The following is a 20,125-nucleotide window of genomic DNA, read 5'->3' as shown; positions in this document are numbered from 1 at the left end:
TCACCCCACCCTCTCCCCTCTCGGCTCCGCCGGGGGGAGAGGAGGATGGGCCTGATGGGCAAGCCTGCGCGTCCATCCTTCATCGTCGCCGTCGATGGCCCCGCCGCCTCGGGCAAGGGGACGATCGCCACGCGCCTGGCCGCCGAGCTGGGCCTGCCGGTGCTGGACACCGGCCTTTTGTACCGCGCCGTGGGGGTCCTGATGGACCGCGCCGGTCTGTCGCTGGACGACGAGGGCGCGGCGGCCGCGGCGGCGGCGACGCTCAGCGCCGACCTGCTATCCGACCCCGCCCTGCGCACCCGCGCGGCCGGCGAGCTGGCCAGCCGGGTGGCGGTTCACCCGCGGGTGCGCGACGCCCTGCTGGAGTTCCAGCGCACCTTCGCCCGCCAGGACGGCGGCGCCGTGCTGGACGGCCGCGACATCGGGACGGTGATCTGTCCGGAAGCCCCGGCGAAGCTGTTCGTCACCGCCACGCCCGAGGTCCGCGCCGAGCGCCGCTGGAAGCAACTCTTCGCCCAGGGCGAGGAGGTGTCCTACGAGGACGTGCTGGCCGACATCCGCAGGCGCGACGCCCGCGACGGGGGCCGCGACGCCGCCCCCATGAAGGCCGCCCCGGACGCCGCCTTGCTCGAAACCACTGAAATGACTATAGAGCAGGCCGCCGATGCGGCCCGCCGTATCGTCGAGGCGGCGCGCGTCCGCTGGGAAGCCCTTGAACGGGACGACCGGTAGACAAATCCAACCGCGCCTTTCCCTCGTACGGCTGCGGGCAAATTTCACGGTGCGGTGGTCTTCTTCCTTGTGGAGTGGGCTTCGCACCTTCGGTCGCAACCCTTAACCCGACCTAGCGGGACTCCGTCCGACACCAGCCGGTGTGCGGGCCCGAAGGTCATTTGAAGACGAAAGTACACATGGCTGACGATCTGAGCCTCAACCCCTCGCGCGACGACTTCGCCGCGCTGCTCGACGAGTCCCTCGGCGGGCGCGACTTCATGGAAGGCCAAGTGGTCCACGGTCTCGTGGTGGCCATCGAGAAGGACTTCGCGATCATCGACGTCGGTCTGAAGACCGAAGGCCGCGTGCCGCTGAAGGAATTCGGCATGGACGAAGGCCGTCCGGCGCTGAAGGCCGGCGACAACGTCGAGGTGTTCCTGGAGCGCGTCGAGAACGCCATGGGCGAAGCGGTGATCAGCCGCGAGAAGGCCCGTCGCGAGGAAGCCTGGACGCGCCTTGAAGGCGTCTACGAGAAGAACGAGCCGGTGATGGGCGTCATCGTCGGCCGCGTGAAGGGCGGCTTCACCGTCGACCTGGGCGGCGCCTCGGCGTTCCTGCCCGGCAGCCAGGTCGATATCCGCCCGGTGCGCGACGTCGGCCCGCTGATGGGCCGCGAGCAGCCCTTCGCGATCCTGAAGATGGACCGTCCCCGGGGCAACATCGTGGTGTCGCGTCGCGCGATCCTCGAGGAAGCCCGCGCCGAACAGCGCACCGAGCTGGTCAGCCAGCTGCAAGAGGGCGAAGTCCGCGAAGGCGTGGTCAAGAACATCACCGACTACGGCGCGTTCGTGGACCTGGGCGGCATCGACGGCCTGCTGCACGTCACCGACATGAGCTGGAAGCGCGTCAACCACCCGAGCCAGGTGCTCGCGGTCGGCGACACGGTGAAGGTCCAGATCGTCAAGATCAACCCCGACACCCAGCGCATCTCGCTCGGCATGAAGCAGCTCCAGTCCGACCCGTGGGACGGCGTGGAAGCCAAGTACCCGGTGGGCGCGAAGTTCACCGGCCGCATCACCAACATCACCGACTACGGCGCCTTCGTGGAGCTGGAAGCCGGTGTCGAAGGCCTGGTGCACGTGTCGGAAATGTCGTGGACCAAGAAGAACGTCCACCCCGGCAAGATCGTCTCGACCAGCCAAGAAGTCGACGTGGTCGTGCTGGACGTCGATCCGTCCAAGCGCCGCGTCTCGCTGGGCCTCAAGCAGGCCATGGCCAATCCGTGGGAGGCCTTCGTGGCCGCTCACCCGATCGGCTCGACCGTCGAGGGCGAAGTCAAGAACGCCACCGAGTTCGGCCTGTTCATCGGCCTCGAGAACGACATCGACGGCATGGTCCACCTGTCCGACCTGGACTGGGCGACCCCCGGCGAGGAAGCCATCGCGAAGTACACCAAGGGCGAGACCGTCAAGGCCCGCGTCCTGGACGTGGACGTCGAGAAGGAGCGCATCTCGCTCGGCATCAAGCAGCTCGGCGGCGACCCGCTGCAGGGCGACACCTTCCGCAAGGGCCAGACCGTCACCACGACCGTCACCGAGATCACCTCGGGCGGCATCGAGGTGAAGTTCGGCGAGGATGACGCGCCGATGACGGCCTTCATCCGCAAGTCGGACCTGAGCCGCGACCGCGCCGACCAGCGCCCCGAGCGTTTCGCCGTCGGCGACCGCCTGGACGCCCAGGTCACCAACGTCGACAAGGCGGCCCGCCGCATCTCGCTGTCGGTGAAGGCCCTGGAAATGGCCGAGGAAAAGGAAGCCATCGAGCAGTTCGGCTCGTCGGACTCTGGCGCCTCGCTGGGCGACATCCTGGGCGCGGCTCTCCGCGAGAAGGCCCAGAAGGAATAGTCTTGGTAAGAAAGGGTTCGGGCCTCCGGGCCTGAACTTCGAGCGGCGGATCGGGAAACCGGTCCGCCGTTTTTGTTTTAACGCCGCGCGTTCTATCGTGGCCGCTTGGTTCTCGAAGGGTCGCCCCTACAGTGCGTTTCGCCCGTTTTGCCGCCGGCCTTGCCGTCGCCCTGCTGATCTCCGTTCCTGCGCTGGCCGCCCCAAAGCCCAACTTCGGGCCTCCGCCCAAATGGGTCGAGGTGGCCGAGGTTCCCGAAGCGCCGCCGGCCGAGGGGGCTCCCGCCGTCCAGACCCTGCTCGACGACAACCAGAGCCGCCTGACGCCGCAGGGCGACACCTATTACAACCGCCGCGTCCGCAAGGTGCTGAAGGCCGAGGGGCTGGCGTCGCTGACGACGTTCGGCGTGACCTGGGATCCCGAGGACGAGACGGTGACGGTCCACAGCCTGCGGCTGATCCGGGGCGGCCAGACCATCGACCTGCTGGCCAGGGGCAAGAAGATGCTGGTCCTGCGCCGCGAGCAGGAGCTGGAGAAGGCCATGCTGGACGGCCGCATGAGCGCGACCCAGCAGATCGAGGGCCTGCAGGTGGGCGACATCCTCGACGCCTCCTGGACTCACTCCGGCCGCGATCCCGTCGCCGGAAACCGGTCCTACGACATGGAGGGGCTGGGCTTTCCGGGGGTCGCCGGCCGCTATCGCGTGCGGCTGTCGTGGCCGACGGGGACGCCCATAAAATACCGCACCACCCAGGGCTTCGGCGAGCCGACGGAGACCCAGGACGGCGGCTGGACCTACCTGACCCTGGACGCCGCCGGCGTGCAGGCGCCGAAGCCGCCGGTCGGCGCGCCGCCTCGCTTCCGCCGGCTGGGCTACATGGAGACCTCCAGCTTCGAGAGCTGGAACGAGATTTCGCGGATCATGGCCCCGCTCTACGACCGCGCCGCCACGATCAGCCGCGATTCCGACCTGCGCGCCGAGATCGACGCCATCGCCGCGAAGACCCAGGATCCGAAGCAGCGCGCCTTCGAGGCCCTGCGGCTGGTCGAGGACAAGACCCGCTACTTCTTCATCGGCATCGGCGACGGCGGCTATGTGCCCGCCGCAGCCGACCAGACCTGGGCGCGGAAGTTCGGGGACTGCAAGGGCAAGACCGCCCTCCTGCTGGCGATCCTCAGGGAGCTGAAGGTCGACGCCGAGCCGGCCCTGGTCAGCCTGGGCGGCGGCGACGGAATGAACGAGCGGCTGCCCTCGCTGGCCGCCTTCAACCATGTGATCGTGCGGGCCAGGATCGACGGCAAGACCTACTGGCTGGACGGCACCCGCACCGGCGATCGCAGCGGCCTGGACGCGCTCCGGCCGCCGCCGCACCGCTGGGCCCTGCCGATCCGTGCGGCCGGCTCGGACCTCGAACAGATCGTCGTGCCCCCGCTCAGCGAACCGTTCCTCGAGGCGAACATCCGCTTCGACGCCTCCAAGGGCCTGGACACGCCGGCCGCCATGCAGGTGGTGAACCGCTTCCGGGGCGACGCGGCCAACGGCCTGCGCCAGATGGTGGCCGCCGTTCCGCGCGCCGATCTGGAACGCAACTTCCGCCAGCAGCTCTCGGGCACGATGAGCTGGGTCGAGGTCGATAAGGTCGAGTGGAAGGACGACGCGGCGCAGGACGCCTTCGAGATCCACATGTCGGGGACGGCCGAGCTGGACTGGCGCAAGAACCCCGACCTGGGCGTGCGCGAATACCGGGTCACCGCCTCCAGCAACGGCGCGCCCAGCTATCCGCGGCGCGAGCCGGGGCCGAATCGCGACGCGCCCTACGCCGTCCCGTTCCCGCTGTTCATCCGCTCCACCACCGAGGTGGTGCTGCCGGCGGGGGGGAAGGGCTTCACCGTGCGGGGGCCGACCAGCAAGGAGACCGTCGGCGGCGTGGAGCTGAGCCGTGCGGCGGGGATCACCGACGGCGTCGCCCGCTTCACGACCGATATGCGGTCCCTGGCGCCTGAGATTTCCGCAACCGAGGCGGACGCGGCCGCGCGGACCTTCCGGCGCATTGCGTCGGAGGACAGCCTGATCCGGGCTCCGCTTTAGGCGCGGCGGGGCCGCGCCCAGGAGTTGTGGCGCATGCCAGGCGTAGAGCTTGACCTTATCGGACGGTTAGCCCGTTTTTGCGCCTTGATCCGCGTGTCCGGCTCGGCCATGGTCGCGCCGGTTCGAGGGGCGTAATGATCAAGTCCGAGCTGATCGCGAAACTTGCGGAAGAGAATCCGCACCTCACCCAGCGCGATATCGAGCGCGTGGTGGGCGTGATCTTTGATCGCATGATCGAAGCCCTCGAGGAGGGCGGCCGCGTGGAGCTGCGGGGCTTCGGCGCCCTGTCTGTCCGTTCGCGCGACGCCCGCGCCGGCCGCAACCCCCGCACCGGCGAGCCGGTTGACGTGCGCGCCAAACACGTCCCCTTCTTCAAGAGCGGCAAGGAGCTGCGCGAGCGGCTGAACGCCGACGACGAGGGCTGATCCTCCAGGCCCTCGATTAGGAGGGTCTGATGGGCGTCTTCTCGGAATTCCGCGAGTTCATCGCCCGCGGCAACGTGGTCGACCTAGCGGTCGGCGTGATCATCGGCGCCGCGTTCAATGACATCGTGAAGGTGCTGGTGGACCAGGTCGTGATGCCGCCGATCGGCATGCTGACCTCGGGCGTCGACTTCTCGAAGCTGGCGATCGTGCTGAAGCCGGACGACCCGGCGACGGCCGCCAGCGAACTCGTGGCGATCCAGTACGGCGCGCTGATCAACGCCGGCATCAAGTTCCTGATCGTGGCCTGGGTGATCTTCCTGCTGGTGAAGGCGGTCAATTCGCTGCGCCGCCAGGAAGCCGCCGCGCCGGAGGCGCCCCCCGCGCCGACCCCGCAGGAAGCCCTGCTGATCGAGATCCGCGACCTGCTGAAGGCGCGGTAGCGGATCATCCCTCCCCTAAAGAGGAGGGATGGCCTATTTCCTGCCCCATGACGGCCAGGACGAAGATCTGCGGGGTCTCGACGCCCGAGGCGGTGCGCGCGGCGGTGGATGGCGGCGCCGCCTACCTCGGTTTCATGTTCTTCCCGAAGAGCCCGCGCAACATCGCCCCCGAGGCGGCGGCCCGGCTGGCGCCGCCGGCCCGGGCCCGCGGCGTGAAGATCGTGGCGGTCGCGGTCGATCCTTCCGACAACGAGGTGGACGCCATCGTGGCCGGCCTGTCGCCCGACCTGATCCAGCTCCACGGCAAGGAGACCCCGGCGCGGGTGCGCGAGGTGGCCCAGCGGTCGGGCCGCGGGATCGTCAAGGTCGTGCCGGTCTCGGAGGCCTCGGACTTCGCCGCCGCCCGCGCCTACGAGACCCTGGTCGAGCACCTGATGTTCGAGTCCAAGCCGCCCAGGGACGCGGACCGCCCCGGCGGCCTGGGCGTGGCCTTCGACTGGACGCTGCTCGCCGGCCGCCGCTTCGAGAGGCCCTGGTTCCTGGCCGGGGGGCTCGATCCCTGGAACGTGGCCGGCGCCATCGCCGCCTCCGGCGCGCCGCTGGTGGACGTTTCCTCTGGCGTGGAGCGCGGTCCCGGACTAAAGGACCCGGCCTTGATCACGGCGTTCCTCGACGCTGTTCGCCGCGCGTAGAGCACAGCTTTGAACGCACCTGCCCGTCCGAACGACTACACCGCCTATCCGGACGCCAAGGGGCGCTTCGGCGACTACGGCGGCCAGTACGTGCCCGAGACGCTGATGCCGCTGGTCCACGAGCTGGACGCGGCCTATGCGGCGGCCAAGGCCGATCCGGCGTTCCAGGCCGAGCTCGCCGGCTACCTGACCCATTATGTGGGCCGCCCCTCGCCGCTCTACTTCGCCAGTCGCCTGACCGAGCACTTCGGCGGGGCGAAGATCTATCTGAAGCGCGAGGAGCTGAACCACACCGGCTCGCACAAGATCAACAACTGCATGGGCCAGATCCTGCTGGCCATGCGGATGGGCAAGACCCGGATCATCGCCGAGACCGGCGCCGGCCAGCACGGCGTGGCCACCGCCACCGTCTGCGCCCGCTTCGGCCTGCCCTGCGTCGTCTACATGGGCGCGGTCGACGTGGAGCGGCAGAAGCCCAACGTCTTCCGCATGAACCTGCTGGGCGCCGAGGTGCGGCCGGTGACGAGCGGCTCGGCGACCCTCAAGGACGCCATGAACGAGGCGCTGCGCGACTGGGTCACCAACGTCCACGACACCTACTACCTGATCGGCACCGCCGCCGGCATGCACCCCTATCCGGAGATGGTCCGCGACTTCCAGGCGGTGATCGGCCGCGAGGTGCGCGAGCAGATCGTGGAGGCCGAGGGCCGTCTTCCCGACGCAGTCGTGGCCTGCGTCGGCGGTGGCTCCAACGCCATCGGCCTCTTCCACCCCTTCCTCAACGACGAGGGCGTGAAGCTGATCGGGGTCGAGGCGGCGGGCGAAGGCATGGACACCGACCGCCACGCGGCGGCCATCAATGGCGGGCGCCCCGGCGTCCTGCACGGCAACATGACCTACCTGCTGCAGGACCGCGAAGGCCAGATCACGGAGGCCCACTCGATCTCGGCGGGCCTGGACTATCCCGGCATCGGGCCCGAGCACTCGTGGCTCCACGACGTCGGCCGGGCGACCTACCTGACCGCCACCGACGCCGAGTCGCTCGACGCCTTCATGCTGCTGTCCCGGCTGGAGGGCATCCTGCCGGCCATCGAGTCGGCCCACGCGCTCGCCCGCATCGGCGAGATCGCCCGCGACCTCGGCAAGGACGGGGTGGTGGTGCTGAACCTGTCCGGACGCGGCGACAAGGACGTGAACACGGTGGCCGCGCACCTGGGGCGCCAGATTTGACCAAGTCCCGTATCGACGCGCGCTTCGCGGCCCTGAAGGCCGAGGGCCGCGCCGCCTTCATCCCCTATGTCATGGCCGGCGATCCCGACGCCGCCACCGCGCTGGCCATCCTCAAGGGCTTGCCGGACGCCGGCGCCGACCTGATCGAGGTGGGTTTCCCGTTCTCCGATCCCATGGCCGAGGGGCCGCCGATCCAGCGCGCCGCCCAGCGGGCGCTGGCCAAGGGCATGACGCTTAAGGGCACGCTGGACCTGATCCGCGCCTTCCGCGAGGGCGACCAGGCCACGCCCCTGATCCTCATGGGCTACCTGAACCCGCTGGTGACCTGGGGCTTCGAAGCCTTCGCCCGCGACGCCGCCGACGCGGGCGTCGACGGCATGATCGTGGTCGACTGCCCGCCGGAGGAGGCCGATCCGCTGGCCGACGCGCTGGAGGCCCACGGCATGGCGCTGATTTTCCTGACCACGCCCACCACGGACGACAAGCGCCTGCCGACCGTGATCCGCCGCGCCTCGGGCTTCGTCTATTACGTCTCGGTCGCGGGCGTGACCGGGGTGAAGGAAGCCGACGCCGACGCCGTGGCGCCGCACGTCGAGCGCGTGCGCCGGGCGTCGGGGCTTCCGGTGGCGGTCGGCTTCGGGATCAAGACCCCGGAGCGGGCGTCGGCCATAGCTCAGGTCGCCGATGCCGTGGTCGTGGGATCCGCGCTTGTGGATGAAGTGGCCGAAGCCGTGGATTTGAACGAAGACGTGACCCGGCGAGTTCTTTCCAAAGTGAATTCTCTAGCTAAGGCTGTGCGCTTCGCGCGTCGGGGCCTTACGGCGGTCTGAAAACCATGGCGATGGCTGAACAGCGTAACGACAAACCCGGTCGACCGACCGCCGAGCGCCGCCGAGGCTGGCTTTCCCGCATCGCGCCGGGCGTGCGCGGCCTGACCCGGAAGGACACGCCCGAGAACCTCTGGGTCAAGGACCCGGACTCCGGCGAGATGCTGTACCGGCCCGACCTCGAGGCGGCCCTGTGGGTCACGCCCTCGGGCGCCCACATGCGCATCGGCTCGAAGCTGCGCCTGGACTACACCTTCGACGACGCCAAGTACGAGCGTATCGCCACGCCGATCGTGGCCGACGACCCGCTGCACTTCCCCGACGAGAAGCCCTACCCCGAGCGCCTGAAGGCGGCCCGCAAGGCCACCGGCGAACAGGACTCCATGGCGGTCGGCTACGGCCATATCCTGGGCCAGCCCGCCGTGGTGATCGTCCAGGATTTCGCCTTCATGGGCGGTTCGCTGGGCATGGCCGCGGGCGAGACCTTCGTGATCGCGGCCAAGGAGGCCGTGAAGCGCGAGGTCCCGCTGGTGATCTTCACCGCCTCGGGCGGCGCGCGGATGCAGGAGGGGACGCTCTCCCTCATGCAGATGGCCCGCACCACCCTGGCGTTGAACGAGGTGAAGAGCGCCGGCCTGCCCTACATCGTGGTGCTCACCGACCCGACGACCGGCGGGGTGACCGCCTCCTACGCCATGCTGGGCGACGTCCACCTGGCCGAGCCCAACGCCACCATCGGCTTCTCGGGCCGGCGCGTGATCGAGCAGACCATCCGCGAGACCCTGCCGCCCGGTTTCCAGCGCTCGGAGTTCCTTATGGAGCGGGGGATGGTCGATCAGGTGGTGAAACGCGCCGATCTTCCGGAAAAGCTGAGTTCCATCCTGAAGACCCTTATGATGGGGCGTGAACGCTTTTCCTCCGCCGCCTGACCTGGTCGCCAAAGACCCCGGACACGACCCGATCCGCGCCTCCGACGCGGTGGTCCAGCGCCTGCGCGCCAACCATCCGACCCTGATCGACCTGACCACCGGCCGCGTGGAACGGCTGCTGGCGGCGCTCGGGAACCCCGAGAAGAAGCTGCCCCCGGTGATCCACGTGGCGGGCACCAACGGCAAGGGCTCGACCGTCGCCTACCTGCGCGCCATCGCCGAGGCCGCGGGCCGGCGGGTGCACACCCTGACCTCACCGCACCTCGTCCGCTTCGCCGAGCGGATCCGGCTGGCGGGCCGGCTGATCACCGACGAGCAGCTCACCGAGCTCACCGACCGGGTGGAGGCGGCCAACGACGGCCAGGACATCAGCTTCTTCGAGATCACCACCGTGCTGGCGTTCCTGGCCTTCGCCGAGACGCCGGCCGACCTCTGCGTCGTCGAGGTGGGCCTGGGCGGCCGGTTCGACGCCACCAACATCTTCGACGCCCCGGCGGTCAGCGTGATCACGCCGGTCGACTACGACCACCTGGAGCTGCTGGGCCCCGGCCTGACCAAGATCGCCTGGGAGAAGGCCGGGATCATCAAGCACGGCCGTCCCGTGGTCGTCGCCCGCCAGCCCGACGAGGCGCTGGAGATGATCGAGCGCGAAGCCGACGACCGCATGGCCCCCATGCTGCTGATGGGCCGCGACTTCGACGCCTGGGAGGAGCGCGGCCGCCTGCTGGTGCAGATGCCCGACCGGCTGCTCGACCTGCCGGCCCCCAGCCTGTTCGGCGGCTACCAGTTCGCAAACGCCGGCCTGGCGGTGGCCGCGGCCCTGACCTTCGACCGCGAGCTTTCCGACGAGGACGTGGGACGCGGCCTGACCTCCACGGTCTGGCCGGCCCGAATGCAGCGCCTCACCGCCGGCCCGCTGGCCGAGCTGGCGGCGGCGCGCGGCGCCGACCTCTGGCTGGACGGCGGCCACAATCCCCACGCCGGCCGCGCGCTCGCCGAGGCCGCCAGCCGCCTCATCGACCGCGATCCGCGCCCGCTGGTGCTGGTCACCGGCATGTTCGCCAGGAAGGACGCCGAGGGCTTCTTCCGCCCCTTCGCGGAGATGCGGCCGCGGGTGATCGCGACGAACTTCGACAGCCCCATCGCCGCCAGCACCGACGAACTGGTCGACGCGGCGATCCGCGCCGGCCTGTCTCCCGAGACCTCGTCCAATGTCTCCGACGCGGTCGCCCGCGCCCTGGAGATCGACGGCCCCGCGCCCCATGTGCTGATCTGCGGCGGCCTGCACTTCGCCGGCGAAGTGCTGGCGATGAGCCCGGAGACTTGGCCGACCTGAGGGCCGAGCTGATGTTTGGAAGACGCACCTGGCGCCTGGCGCTGCCGATCCCGTGGCTGGCCACCCTGGCCGTGGCCCTGGTGGTGCTGCTGGTCCTGATCCACTTCTACGGACGCGGACCCACGGTGATGTTCGGCTGGCTCATCGGTTGGCTCATCGCCAGCCGCATCGTGAACTGGGCGGTTAGCCGGCGGCGATGACTTTTCCTTCCCCGTCAGGGGACTGCCAAGCCGCCAGCGGACCCGGAACCCCGCTCAGACACCCGCTCACAGAAAACTGTAGGGATCGATATCGATGGCGACGCGGATCTGGCCGGGCGGCCTCACCCGCGCGCGCCAGGCGGCCATGTAGGCCGAGAGGTCGACGCCGCGATCCGCGCGGATCAGGAAACGCTTGCGCCGGCGACCGCGGATCAGGCCCAGCGGCGCATCGGCGGGGCCATAGACTTCCACCCCCGGCGTATTGGGCGCGGCCTGGGCCATGCCCTGCACGAAGGCCTCCAGCTGGGCCATGTCCGGCCCCGAGGCGATCACCGCCGCCAGCCGCCCGAACGGCGGCAGGCCCGCCAGCTCGCGCTCGGCCATCTCGGCGGCCACGAAGGCGTCCCGGTCCTGGGCCTGCAGGGCCTGCATCACCGCGTGCTCCGGCGCATAGGTCTGCAGCAGGGCCCGGCCCGGCCGGTCCCGCCGGCCGGCGCGCCCCGTCGCCTGGGCGAGCAGCTGGTAGGTCCGTTCGGCGGCCCGCAGGTCGCCGCCCCGCAGGCCGAGGTCGGCGTCCACCACGCCCACCAGGGTGAGGTTCGGGAAGTTGTGCCCCTTGGCGGCCGCCTGGGTGGCCACCAGGATGTCGATCTGGCCCTCGGCCATCGCCTGCACCATCCGCCGCGCCTCGCGCGCGTCGAAGACGGTGTCGGACGAGAAGACCGCGATCCTTGCGTCCGGGAACAGGGCGCGGGCCTCCTCCTCCACGCGCTCCACCCCCGGCCCGATCGAGACCAGGCTGTCCTTGGCCCCGCAGTGCGGGCAGGCGGCGGGCTTGGGCATGGAGAAGCCGGTCAGGTGGCAGACCAGGCGGCCGGTGTAGCGGTGTTCCACCAGCCAGCTGTCGGTGTCGGGCGCGGTCATCCGCTCGCCGCACGCCTTGCACAGCACCAGCGGCGCATAGCCCCGCCGATTGAGGAACAACAGGCTCTGCTCGCCGCGCTCCCAGGTCTCCGCCATGGCCGCGACCAACGGCGGCGACAGCCAGCGGCCGGTCTCGGGCGGATGCTCGCGCAGGTCGATGAGGGTGATGTCCGGCAGCCGCGCCGTCCCATGCCGCGCCGACAGCTTCAGCCAGCGGTACCGGCCCGCCTCGGCGTTGCGCAGGGTCTCCAGCGACGGCGTGGCCGAGGCCAGCACCACCGCCGCGTCCTCGATCCGCCCCCGCACCACCGCCAGGTCGCGCGCGTGGTAGATGAAGCCGTCCTCCTGCTTGAACGAGCCGTCGTGCTCCTCGTCCACGACGATCAGCTTCAGCCGGCGGAACGGCAGGAACAGCGCCGAACGCGCGCCCACCACGATCCGGCAGTTCCCGGCGGCCACCGCCTCCCAGACCCGCCGGCGGGCGGGCGGCGCCACGTCGGAGTGCCATTCCCCCGGCTGGGCGCCGAAGCGGGTCGCGACGCGGGCGATCACCGCCTGGGTGAGCGCGATCTCAGGCAGCAGGATCAGCACCTGGGCGTCCGGATCGGCCGCCAGGGCCGCCGCGGCGGCCTCCAGATAGACCTCGGTCTTGCCCGAGCCGGTCACGCCGTCCAGCAGGGTGACCCCGAAGCCGCTCAGCGCCGCGGACTTGAGAACGTCGGCGGCCGCCGCCTGGCTCTCGCTCAGCATCGCGCCCTGGAGGCTGAGGTCCGGCGGCTCGAACCGCGCCTCGGCCAGGATTTCGCGCGCCGCCAGCACGCCCTCGTCCAGCAGGCCCTTCACCACGCCGGCGGAGACCCCCGCCGCCCGCGCCAGCTCGGCCGCCGGCATCGGCGAGGTCGCCGCATCCAACACCTTCACCCTTGCGGGTGAGGATCGGGCCGGCTGGAGGCCCGTGGCTTCGACCACCCTGACCGGCCGGGGTTTCGGGGCGCGGGCGCCCCTGAGCGCGATCGCCAGCGGCCCGCCCGGCGCATCCACGGAATACCGCGCGGCCCATTGTACGAACTCCACGGTGCCCGGTGGCAGGCGTGGATCGTCCAGCAACTCGGCCACCGGCTTCAGCGGGCGGTTTCCGCCCAGCGCGTCGCGGAGCTCCGCCACCACCCCCCGGATCAGCCTGGGGCCCAGCGGCACGGCGACCTGGTCGCCGGGCTCCAGCCCCATACCCTCCGGCTCGGCGTAGTCGAACGCCTCGGGCAGCGGCATGGGGATCAGGACGGAGGCGATGCGGCTCATGGTTTTGCGCTTGTGGGCTTCGCAGCTACAAGCACCCCGAACAAGTCTCCAAGGTCAGATAATGCAGCTCTTCCTCGACACCACCGACACCGCCGTCCTCAAGGACCTCGCCGCCACCGGCCTGATCGACGGCGTCACCACCAATCCCTCGCTGATCGCCAAGTCCGGCCGCAACATGCTGGACGTGATCGCGGAGATCTGCGGCCTGGTCGACGGCCCGGTCTCGGCCGAGGTCGCCGCCATGGACACCGCAGGCATGCTGGCCGAGGGCCGCAAGCTGGCCGGCGTCGCGCCGAACGTCGTGGTGAAGGTCCCCTTGACCCGCGAAGGCCTGATGGCCACCCGCGAATTCTCGGCCGAGGGCATCCAGACCAACGTCACACTCTGCTTCTCCGCGGCCCAGGCCCTGCTGGCCGCCAAGTCGGGCGCGACCTACATCAGCCCGTTCATCGGCCGCCTCGACGACCATGGCGCGACCGGCATGGACCTGATCACCGAGATCCGGGCGATCTACGACAACTACGACTTCGACACCGAAATCCTGGCGGCCTCGATCCGCTCGCCGTCCCACGTCACCGAGGCCGCGCTCGCGGGCGCCGACTGCGCGACCATTCCCCCGGACGTCTTCCTCGCCCTTTTCAAGCATCCGTTAACCGAACGCGGGCTCCAACAGTTCATGGCGGACTGGGCCAAGACGGGCCAGTCCATCCTGTAAGGGCTTGAGACGCATGGACGGATCGCAGGGTGAGTTCTCTTTCGACGGCGCCCCGGTCGATCCGTCCGCCGTCCGCCGCTTCCTGGCGGACAATCCGGATTTCCTGAAGGCCGACGAAGGCCTGCTGGCCGAGTTGGGTCTGACGGTCGCGGCCGGCAACGTGGTCGAGTTCGCCCCCATGGCCCGGGTCCACGCCGCCCACCAGCGCGAGGCCGAGCAGCGCGCGCTGCTGGAAGAGACCGCCCGAGCCAATTTCGCCGCCCAGGCCCAGACCCACGGCGCGGTCGTGGACCTGCTGGACGCCCGCAACCTCTCCGACCTGACCCGCCGGGTCGACGATCTGGCCCGCACCCGGTTCGGCCTGGCCGCTGGGATCATCGCGCTCGAAAGCGAGGGCCTGCCGCCCGCCGGCTGGAAGCACCTGGTCGAAGGACAGGTCGACCTGATCCTCGACGGGTCGCGCCGCATGGCCCGCATGGGCTTTGCGCCTACGGCGCTGGGCCTGTTTGGCCCCGGCGCGGGTGAGATCCGGTCGATGGCCATGGTCCGCATGGCCATCTGGGAGCCGTCTCGCCAGGGCCTGCTGGCCTTCGGCTCGACAAACGACGAAGACTTCACGCCCGACATGGGCGCCGAACTCGTGGCCTTCCTGGCCCGCGTGGTCGAGCGCACGGCGGAGCGATGGCCGCTCCTCTGACCGCCGCCCAAGCCCGGGCCGCGTGGCTCGAGCACCTGGAGCACGAGCGCCGTTCCTCGCCGCGCACGCTGGAGGCCTATGGCTTCGCGGCGGCCCGCTACATCTTCTTCCTGGAGCAGCACCGCGGCGAGAGCCTGACGGTCCGGGACCTGTCGGGCGTCACCGCCGGCGAGGTTCGCGCTTGGCTGGCGCACCTGCGGGCGGGGGACCATCCGCTGTCGCCACGCTCGCTCAGCCAGGCGCTGTCGGCGATCCGCACCTTCCACCGCTTCCTCGACCGCCGGCTGGACGCGCCCAACCCGGCGCTCACCCTGGTCCGCGGTCCCCGCGTGAAGCCGGGCGTGCCGCGCCCCGTTACCGAGGATCAGGCCGCGGGGCTGTTGGCCGAGCCTTCCCTGGATCCGGATCGCGAGACCTGGGAGGCCGCCCGCGACCAGGCGGTGCTGACCCTGCTCTATGGCTGCGGCCTGCGGATCTCGGAGGGCCTGTCGCTGAAGCGCTCGGACGCGCCCCTGCCCGAGGTGCTTCGGATCACCGGCAAGGGCGGGAAGACCCGCATGGTCCCCATCCTGCCCGCCGTCCGCGCCGCGGTGGACGCCTACCTGGCGGAGGTCCCGTTCGTGCTGGATGCAGACGGGCCGCTGTTCCTGGCCAAGCGCGGCGGCCCCCTGAGCCCCCGGCACGTCCAGCACACCGTCCAGATCCTGCGGGGCCGGCTGGGTCTGCCCGCCAGCGCGACGCCGCACGCGCTGCGCCATTCGTTCGCGACGCACCTGCTGGGGGCGGGCGCCGACCTGCGCTCGATCCAGGAACTGCTGGGGCACGCGTCGCTGTCGACCACGCAGCGCTACACCGAGGTCGACGCCGCGGGCCTGCTCAGCGCCTACAACCGCGCCCATCCCCACGCGTAGGGCGGGATCAGTCGGCGTTGCGGAAGGTGGTGCGGCCCTCGTTGGGGGTGCGGGTCAGGTGGCAGGGGCGGCCGCGCTTGTCGATGACCGCGATGGAGCGGCCCTTGGGGGTGTCGAGCAGGATCCGCGGGATCTGCTTGCCCGTGCGTTCGGCGATGTAATAGGGCGCCGGCCGGCAGCGGATCGGCGTGGCGCGCTCCTGCATCTCCTTGGCGCTCGGCTGAGCCGAGACGAGCATCATGGCGATGGCGATCGAGGCTGGATCCACTAGCGACCCACCTGATAGCCGACGACCACGGGCGCGGCGCAGCCGTCGATGGTGCGCAGGACCGCCTTCTCGTGATTGGCCTTGGGCAGGGCGCCCAGCGGCGAGACCCGGGCCTTGCCGTCGCGGCGATAGAGCAGCGCGGGATCGGCGATCTCATAGCGGCCGTTGGACTTGCAGACGGGACGCGCGGCGGGATCGACCATAGCCAGCCGCGTCCGCGCATCGGCGGCCGGTGTCGTAGCGACAGTCATCGCGGCGAGCAGCGCAAGCATCGCAGCCTCCCCTTACGCAACAGGATTGTAGCAGGCTGCCATCACAATCGGAGCTCGCCAAATTAAGATTCAGCCACGTTGTACAGCCTTCACGGGTCGGCGACGAGCGAGCCGGCCGTCACAAACCCCTTCAGCCCCGCACGAAGCGCAGCCAGGCCACACCGCCGTCCTCGCCGGCCTCGACGCAGCGGAAGCCCTCGCGGACGTAGAAGGCCTGGGCGCCCAGGTTGGCCGCCTGGCATTTGAGCGACAGCCGTCCGCCCGCGGCGGCGATCACGTGCTCCAGCAAGGCCTTGCCGATCCCCCGGCCGCGCTCCGTCACATAGAGCGAGTGCAGGAAGGTCTGCGGCCGGTAGAGCGCCGCCATGCCCAAGATCCGGCCGCCTTCCACGGCGACGTAGACCTCCTCGTCGCGGGCGGCGGCCAGGAAATCCTCGGCCCGGTGCCGCTCGGGCGGGATCCAGGTGAAGGTGTCGCGGAGCACGCGCACATAGAGGCCGGCGCAGGCCGCCAGCTCGTCCACCCGCGCACGGCGCAGTGCCAGACCAGGCGTCAGGCCTGCATCGTCCACCCTTCGACTCCCATGGCCGCCTGACGCAGCGCCTCGGAGCGCGTCGGGTGGGGATGGCAGGTGCGCGCCACGTCCTCGGACGCCGCCCGGAAGGCCATGGCCACGGCATATTCGCCGACCATCTCGCTGACCTGGGGGCCGATCAGGTGGGCGCCCAGGACCTCGTCCGTGGTCGCGTCGGCCAGCACCTTCACGAAGCCCTCGGTCTCGTGGTTGATCTTGGCGCGGCTGTTGGCGGTGAAGGGGAACTTGCCGACCTTGTAGGCGCGGCCCTCGGCCTTCAGCTGCTCCTCGGTCTTGCCGACCCAGGCCACCTCAGGGCTGGTGTAGACCACGCTCGGCACCAGGTTGTAGTCGATGTGCGCGTATTTTCCGGCGATGGTCTCGATGCAGGCGACCGCGTCCTCCTCCGCCTTGTGCGCCAGCATCGGACCGTGGGTCACATCGCCGATCGCCCAGACGCCGGCCGCCGAGGTGCGCAGGTGGTCGGTCTCGATGAACCCGCGCTTGTCGGGAGTGACGCCCACCGTATCGAGGCCCAGGCCCTCGGTGTAGGGCCGTCGCCCGATGGCCAGCAGGACGTAGTCGGCCTCCAGCGTCTCCGCTGCGCCGCCGGCGACGGGCTCGTAGGTCAGGGTCACGCCCTTCTTGCCCACCTTCGCGCCGGTGACCTTGGCGCCCAGCTTGAATTCCATGCCCTGCTTGGTCAGCGAGCGTTGGAAGGTCTTGGCCATCTCGGCGTCCATGCCGGGGGTGATCCGATCCAGGAACTCCACGACGGTGACCTTGGCGCCCAGCCGGCGCCAGACCGAGCCCAGCTCCAGGCCGATGATGCCCGCGCCGATCACCACCAGGTGGCCCGGGACTTCGGGCAGCGTCAGGGCGCCGGTGCTGTCCACGATCCGCTTCTGGTCGACCTCGACGCCGGGCAGGCCCGACGGCAGGGAACCGGTGGCGATGACGATGTCCTTGGCCTCAAGCGTCGCGACCGCGCCGTCCGGCCCCGTCACCTCGACCTTGCCCGGGCCGGCGATCCGGCCCGCTCCGCGCACCCGGTCGACCTTGTTCTTCTTGAACAGGAACTCGATGCCCTTGGTGAGCGCGGCCACGGACTCGGCCTTCTGCTTCATCATCTGGGGCAGGTTCAGCTTGGGCGTCACCTCGATGCCCAGGGTGGCGAACTCGGTGTTCGCCGCAGCGAACAGCTCCGAGGCGTGCAGCAGCGCCTTGGACGGCATGCAGCCCACGTTCAGGCAGGTGCCGCCCAGCGTCTCGCCGCCATCGACGCCCTTGTCCACGCAGGCGACCTTCAGGCCGAGCTGTCCGGCGCGGATCGCCGCATTGTAGCCGCCGGGGCCGCCGCCGATGATGATGACGTCGTAGGGAGTGGTTTCAGCCATGATGCGCCTGCGCTTCGGATGCCGGGAACCTAGGCATGGAACGCCACAGGTCAACCGCCGGCGCGCCGGTCTTTCGTTCAGGCGTTGAGATGGACCACCGGACGGGCGGCGGCCGGGCTCGCCGCGCTCCGCTTCAGCATCCGGTTCAGCCGTTCCAGGACCGCGGCGCCGCTGAACGGCTTGGCCAGGCAGTCGCGAACGCCGAACTGCATGCCCATGCGCACGTCCTCCGCGGCCAGGTTTCGGCCCACCAGCAGCACCGGCACGGGGCGGCCGGGCATGGCGGCGATGGCGCGGAGCAGCTCCAGGCCGCACATCTCGGGCAGGTTCCGCTCCAGGATCAGGGCGTCCGGGCGGCTGGTCTCCAGCACCTCCAGGGCGGCGCGACCGGAACGCGCGGACATCGGGTGGAACCCGGCCACGTCCAGGCGCAGATGCATCATCTCCAGGGTGGTGCGGTCATGGTCGACGACCATGATCTTCGAAGCGCGACCGTCGAATTGCATGCGCGTGCTCCTCAGAACAGGTCCAGGTCGCCGGCGGTGGCGTCATCGCCTTCGCCATCGTCGCCGCCCAGGCCAGCTGTCATGCGTTCGGCCAGCGCGCCCAGGGTGACCTCCGAGATGGCGCCGAGCACGGGGACGGTCACGTCCCCGGGCATCGCCAGGCTCAGGCCGCGCGCGAAGGCGGAAAGGCTGGTGAGGTGCTGGGCCAGCAGGTCCACCCCGTGCAGCCCTTCCATCAGGCGCTCTCGCTCTCGCTCCGGCAGACCGTCCATCACCTCGCCGATGATCCGGTCGAGGAAGATGCAACGGGCTCCCGCCAGCTCGATTTCGGCCGCCAGGACGTCCAGGGTCATCGCCACGCTGGGCGCCAGGGTCCGGGTCGTCATCGGGGCGTTCATGGAAGTCCTCCTGCGAAAAGGAGACTTCCCAGGGGATGCCTAAGGCTTGGTGAATTGTGGGAAACGCTGTTCGCCAAGCCTCGGGGCTACGCCTTGGCCTGCGACAATCGGCCCGCGCCCGCGGGCCGCCGCCTCAGACGTCGAGCAGCAGCCGTTGCGGATCCTCGATGGCTTCCTTGACGTGGACCAGGAAGGTCACCGCGCCCTTGCCGTCGACGATCCGGTGGTCGTAGCTCAGCGCCAGGTACATCATCGGCCGCACCACGATCTGGCCGTTCACGACCATCGGCCGCTCCTGGATCTTGTGCATGCCCAGGATGCCCGACTGCGGCGCGTTCAGGATCGGCGTCGACATCAGCGAGCCGTAGATGCCGCCGTTCGAGATGGTGAAGGTCCCGCCCTGCAGATCCTCCAGCGCCAGCTGGCCGTCGCGGGCCTTCTTGCCCAGCGCGCCGATCTCCTTCTCGATCTCGGAAAGGCTCATGGCGTCGGCGTCGCGCACCACCGGCGTGACCAGGCCCTTCTCGGTCCCGACCGCGACCGAAATGTCGTAGTGGTTCTTGTAGATCAGGTCCGTGCCGTCGATCTCGGCGTTGACCTCGGGCACCTGCTTCAGGCCGTGGATCACCGCCTTCACGAAGAAGGACATGAAGCCCAGCTTCACGCCGTGCTTCTTCTCGAACACGTCCTTGTACTCGTTGCGCAGCGCCATCACGCCGGACATGTCCACCTCGTTGAAGGTGGTCAGCATGGCGGCGGCGTTCTGGGCTTCCTTCAACCGGCGCGCGATGGTCTGGCGCAGGCGCGTCATCTTCACCCGCTCCTCGCGCTCATGGATCGCGCGCGGCGCGGCCGGAGCCGGAGCTTGCGCCGGCGCGCTGGCGCGGGCCTCCAGGGCGGCGAGGGCGTCGCCCTTGGTCACCCGACCGTCCTTGCCGGTGCCGGCGATGGCGCCCGCGTCCAGCTTGTTCTCGGCGACGACCCGCTGGGCCGAGGGGGCCAGCACCGGCTCGGCGGCGGTCTTGGCGACCGGCGCGGGGGTCGGCGCCGGAGCGGGTTCGGGCTTCGGCGCGGGGGCGGCCTCGGCCTTCGGAGCCGCGGGCTTCGGGGCCGGGGCGGCGGCTCCGTCCGTAATCTTGCCGAGCACCGCGCCGGGTTCGACCGTCGCGCCCTCCTCGGCGGTGATCTCGCTGAGCACGCCATCGGACGGCGCGGCCACTTCCAGGCTCACCTTGTCGGTTTCCAGCTCGACCAGGATCTCGTCCTTGCGGACCGCATCGCCGGCCTTCTTCGCCCAGCGCGCCACCGTGGCTTCGGTGACGGACTCACCGAGGGCGGGGGTCATGATGTCGGCCATTGGGGGGTCGGCTCCTTAGGTCT

Annotated in this window: 22 protein-coding genes; 14 read left to right on the top strand and 8 right to left on the bottom strand. The window is 70.2% G+C overall.

Translation table 11 applies throughout. The features are described 5' to 3' along the window. Window positions 1–54 precede the first annotated feature (54 nt). The 11 genes from cmk to EPO51_RS04160 all read left to right on the top strand — a co-directional run bounded on the left by cmk (window position 55) and on the right by EPO51_RS04160 (window position 10,784). Entirely contained in the window at window positions 55–732 is a 678-nt protein-coding gene (gene cmk / locus EPO51_RS04210) for a (d)CMP kinase (RefSeq protein ID WP_293346287.1), read from the top strand. Between the two features lie 179 nt (window positions 733–911). Next, window positions 912–2,618 carry a 30S ribosomal protein S1 gene (gene rpsA, locus EPO51_RS04205; RefSeq protein WP_293346285.1) on the top strand — a complete coding sequence of 569 codons (1,707 nt, stop codon included), beginning with the start codon at window positions 912–914 and terminating at the stop codon, window positions 2,616–2,618. Window positions 2,619–2,749: 131 nt separating this feature from the next. Then, window positions 2,750–4,705: a DUF3857 domain-containing protein gene (locus tag EPO51_RS04200; RefSeq protein ID WP_293346283.1), complete on the top strand. Its 1,956-nt coding sequence runs from the start codon at window positions 2,750–2,752 to the stop codon at window positions 4,703–4,705. A gap of 134 nt (window positions 4,706–4,839) precedes the next feature. Next, window positions 4,840–5,130: an integration host factor subunit beta gene (locus tag EPO51_RS04195; protein ID WP_293346281.1), complete on the top strand. Its 291-nt coding sequence runs from the start codon at window positions 4,840–4,842 to the stop codon at window positions 5,128–5,130. A gap of 29 nt (window positions 5,131–5,159) precedes the next feature. After that, a complete protein-coding gene (gene mscL / locus EPO51_RS04190; protein WP_293346279.1) occupies window positions 5,160–5,570 on the top strand; it encodes a large-conductance mechanosensitive channel protein MscL in 411 nt (136 codons plus the stop codon). A 47-nt stretch (window positions 5,571–5,617) separates the two neighbouring features. Then, window positions 5,618–6,262 (top strand): phosphoribosylanthranilate isomerase, encoded by a 645-nt coding sequence (locus EPO51_RS04185; protein ID WP_293346277.1) that lies wholly within the window; start codon window positions 5,618–5,620, stop codon window positions 6,260–6,262. A 9-nt stretch (window positions 6,263–6,271) separates the two neighbouring features. Beyond that, the gene (trpB, locus tag EPO51_RS04180; RefSeq protein WP_293346275.1) at window positions 6,272–7,492 is read left to right on the top strand and encodes a tryptophan synthase subunit beta; all 1,221 of its coding nucleotides are present in this window, start codon (window positions 6,272–6,274) and stop codon (window positions 7,490–7,492) included. Further along, window positions 7,489–8,322: a tryptophan synthase subunit alpha gene (gene trpA / locus EPO51_RS04175; RefSeq protein WP_293346273.1), complete on the top strand. Its 834-nt coding sequence runs from the start codon at window positions 7,489–7,491 to the stop codon at window positions 8,320–8,322. Before trpB ends, trpA begins: the two co-directional genes overlap by 4 nt. A gap of 5 nt (window positions 8,323–8,327) precedes the next feature. Then, window positions 8,328–9,248: an acetyl-CoA carboxylase, carboxyltransferase subunit beta gene (accD, locus tag EPO51_RS04170; RefSeq protein WP_293346271.1), complete on the top strand. Its 921-nt coding sequence runs from the start codon at window positions 8,328–8,330 to the stop codon at window positions 9,246–9,248. Next, window positions 9,223–10,584, top strand: coding sequence for a bifunctional folylpolyglutamate synthase/dihydrofolate synthase (locus EPO51_RS04165; RefSeq protein WP_293346269.1), 1,362 nt, complete (start codon window positions 9,223–9,225; stop codon window positions 10,582–10,584). Before accD ends, EPO51_RS04165 begins: the two co-directional genes overlap by 26 nt. After that, window positions 10,572–10,784, top strand: a complete 213-nt coding sequence (locus EPO51_RS04160) for a hypothetical protein (protein ID WP_293346267.1) — start codon at window positions 10,572–10,574, stop codon at window positions 10,782–10,784. The genes EPO51_RS04165 and EPO51_RS04160 overlap by 13 nt, the downstream gene beginning before the upstream one ends. A 66-nt stretch (window positions 10,785–10,850) precedes the next feature. Here EPO51_RS04160 and EPO51_RS04155 read toward each other — a convergent pair whose 3' ends face one another. Beyond that, entirely contained in the window at window positions 10,851–13,007 is a 2,157-nt protein-coding gene (locus EPO51_RS04155) for a primosomal protein N' (protein ID WP_293346265.1), read from the bottom strand. Window positions 13,008–13,068: 61 nt separating this feature from the next. On the opposite strand from EPO51_RS04155, the gene fsa reads away from it, so the two are divergent. Genes fsa through EPO51_RS04140 form a run of 3 tightly spaced genes read left to right on the top strand, consistent with a single transcriptional unit; the run spans window position 13,069 to window position 15,330 of the window. After that, a complete protein-coding gene (gene fsa / locus EPO51_RS04150; RefSeq protein ID WP_293346263.1) occupies window positions 13,069–13,722 on the top strand; it encodes a fructose-6-phosphate aldolase in 654 nt (217 codons plus the stop codon). 13 nt (window positions 13,723–13,735) lie between these two features. After that, on the top strand, window positions 13,736–14,419 hold the full coding sequence (locus EPO51_RS04145) for a DUF484 family protein (RefSeq protein WP_293346261.1): 684 nt from the start codon (window positions 13,736–13,738) through the stop codon (window positions 14,417–14,419). Next, window positions 14,404–15,330, top strand: coding sequence for a tyrosine recombinase XerC (locus EPO51_RS04140; protein WP_293346259.1), 927 nt, complete (start codon window positions 14,404–14,406; stop codon window positions 15,328–15,330). Before EPO51_RS04145 ends, EPO51_RS04140 begins: the two co-directional genes overlap by 16 nt. Before the next feature lie 7 nt (window positions 15,331–15,337). Here the strand turns inward: EPO51_RS04140 and EPO51_RS04135 are convergent, their stop codons facing one another. The 7 genes from EPO51_RS04135 to odhB all read right to left on the bottom strand — a co-directional run bounded on the left by EPO51_RS04135 (window position 15,338) and on the right by odhB (window position 20,102). Then, entirely contained in the window at window positions 15,338–15,598 is a 261-nt protein-coding gene (locus EPO51_RS04135; protein ID WP_293346258.1) for a hypothetical protein, read from the bottom strand. Further along, entirely contained in the window at window positions 15,598–15,870 is a 273-nt protein-coding gene (locus tag EPO51_RS04130) for a hypothetical protein (RefSeq protein WP_293346256.1), read from the bottom strand. The genes EPO51_RS04135 and EPO51_RS04130 overlap by 1 nt, the downstream gene beginning before the upstream one ends. Before the next feature lie 130 nt (window positions 15,871–16,000). Beyond that, window positions 16,001–16,441, bottom strand: a complete 441-nt coding sequence (locus EPO51_RS04125) for a GNAT family N-acetyltransferase (protein ID WP_293346254.1) — start codon at window positions 16,439–16,441, stop codon at window positions 16,001–16,003. Beyond that, window positions 16,423–17,841, bottom strand: a complete 1,419-nt coding sequence (gene lpdA / locus EPO51_RS04120; protein WP_293346252.1) for a dihydrolipoyl dehydrogenase — start codon at window positions 17,839–17,841, stop codon at window positions 16,423–16,425. Before lpdA ends, EPO51_RS04125 begins: the two co-directional genes overlap by 19 nt. Before the next feature lie 77 nt (window positions 17,842–17,918). Continuing rightward, a complete protein-coding gene (locus tag EPO51_RS04115) occupies window positions 17,919–18,347 on the bottom strand; it encodes a response regulator (RefSeq protein WP_293346250.1) in 429 nt (142 codons plus the stop codon). An 11-nt stretch (window positions 18,348–18,358) separates the two neighbouring features. Then, window positions 18,359–18,745: a hypothetical protein gene (locus EPO51_RS04110; protein WP_293346248.1), complete on the bottom strand. Its 387-nt coding sequence runs from the start codon at window positions 18,743–18,745 to the stop codon at window positions 18,359–18,361. A gap of 133 nt (window positions 18,746–18,878) precedes the next feature. Further along, the gene (gene odhB / locus EPO51_RS04105) at window positions 18,879–20,102 is read right to left on the bottom strand and encodes a 2-oxoglutarate dehydrogenase complex dihydrolipoyllysine-residue succinyltransferase (protein ID WP_293346246.1); all 1,224 of its coding nucleotides are present in this window, start codon (window positions 20,100–20,102) and stop codon (window positions 18,879–18,881) included. Window positions 20,103–20,125: the final 23 nt, after the last annotated feature.

Origin of the sequence: Phenylobacterium sp. (genome assembly GCF_004297125.1) — a bacterium.
Classification (GTDB): domain Bacteria; phylum Pseudomonadota; class Alphaproteobacteria; order Caulobacterales; family Caulobacteraceae; genus Phenylobacterium.
The sequence above is the reverse complement of the archived record's forward strand: the minus strand, read 5'-3'. Positions and strand labels throughout refer to the sequence as shown.

Coding starts and splice junctions, on each gene's coding strand:
- accD (WP_293346271.1), top strand. CDS start 8,328: ATGGCGATGGCTGAACAGCGTAACGACAAACCCGGTCGACCGACCGCC.
- fsa (WP_293346263.1), top strand. CDS start 13,069: ATGCAGCTCTTCCTCGACACCACCGACACCGCCGTCCTCAAGGACCTC.
- EPO51_RS04195 (WP_293346281.1), top strand. CDS start 4,840: ATGATCAAGTCCGAGCTGATCGCGAAACTTGCGGAAGAGAATCCGCAC.
- EPO51_RS04140 (WP_293346259.1), top strand. CDS start 14,404: ATGGCCGCTCCTCTGACCGCCGCCCAAGCCCGGGCCGCGTGGCTCGAG.
- odhB (WP_293346246.1), bottom strand. CDS start 20,102: ATGGCCGACATCATGACCCCCGCCCTCGGTGAGTCCGTCACCGAAGCC.
- EPO51_RS04110 (WP_293346248.1), bottom strand. CDS start 18,745: ATGAACGCCCCGATGACGACCCGGACCCTGGCGCCCAGCGTGGCGATG.
- cmk (WP_293346287.1), top strand. CDS start 55: ATGGGCAAGCCTGCGCGTCCATCCTTCATCGTCGCCGTCGATGGCCCC.
- mscL (WP_293346279.1), top strand. CDS start 5,160: ATGGGCGTCTTCTCGGAATTCCGCGAGTTCATCGCCCGCGGCAACGTG.
- EPO51_RS04185 (WP_293346277.1), top strand. CDS start 5,618: ATGACGGCCAGGACGAAGATCTGCGGGGTCTCGACGCCCGAGGCGGTG.
- EPO51_RS04115 (WP_293346250.1), bottom strand. CDS start 18,347: ATGCAATTCGACGGTCGCGCTTCGAAGATCATGGTCGTCGACCATGAC.
- EPO51_RS04130 (WP_293346256.1), bottom strand. CDS start 15,870: ATGCTTGCGCTGCTCGCCGCGATGACTGTCGCTACGACACCGGCCGCC.
- EPO51_RS04155 (WP_293346265.1), bottom strand. CDS start 13,007: ATGAGCCGCATCGCCTCCGTCCTGATCCCCATGCCGCTGCCCGAGGCG.
- lpdA (WP_293346252.1), bottom strand. CDS start 17,841: ATGGCTGAAACCACTCCCTACGACGTCATCATCATCGGCGGCGGCCCC.
- EPO51_RS04145 (WP_293346261.1), top strand. CDS start 13,736: ATGGACGGATCGCAGGGTGAGTTCTCTTTCGACGGCGCCCCGGTCGAT.
- rpsA (WP_293346285.1), top strand. CDS start 912: ATGGCTGACGATCTGAGCCTCAACCCCTCGCGCGACGACTTCGCCGCG.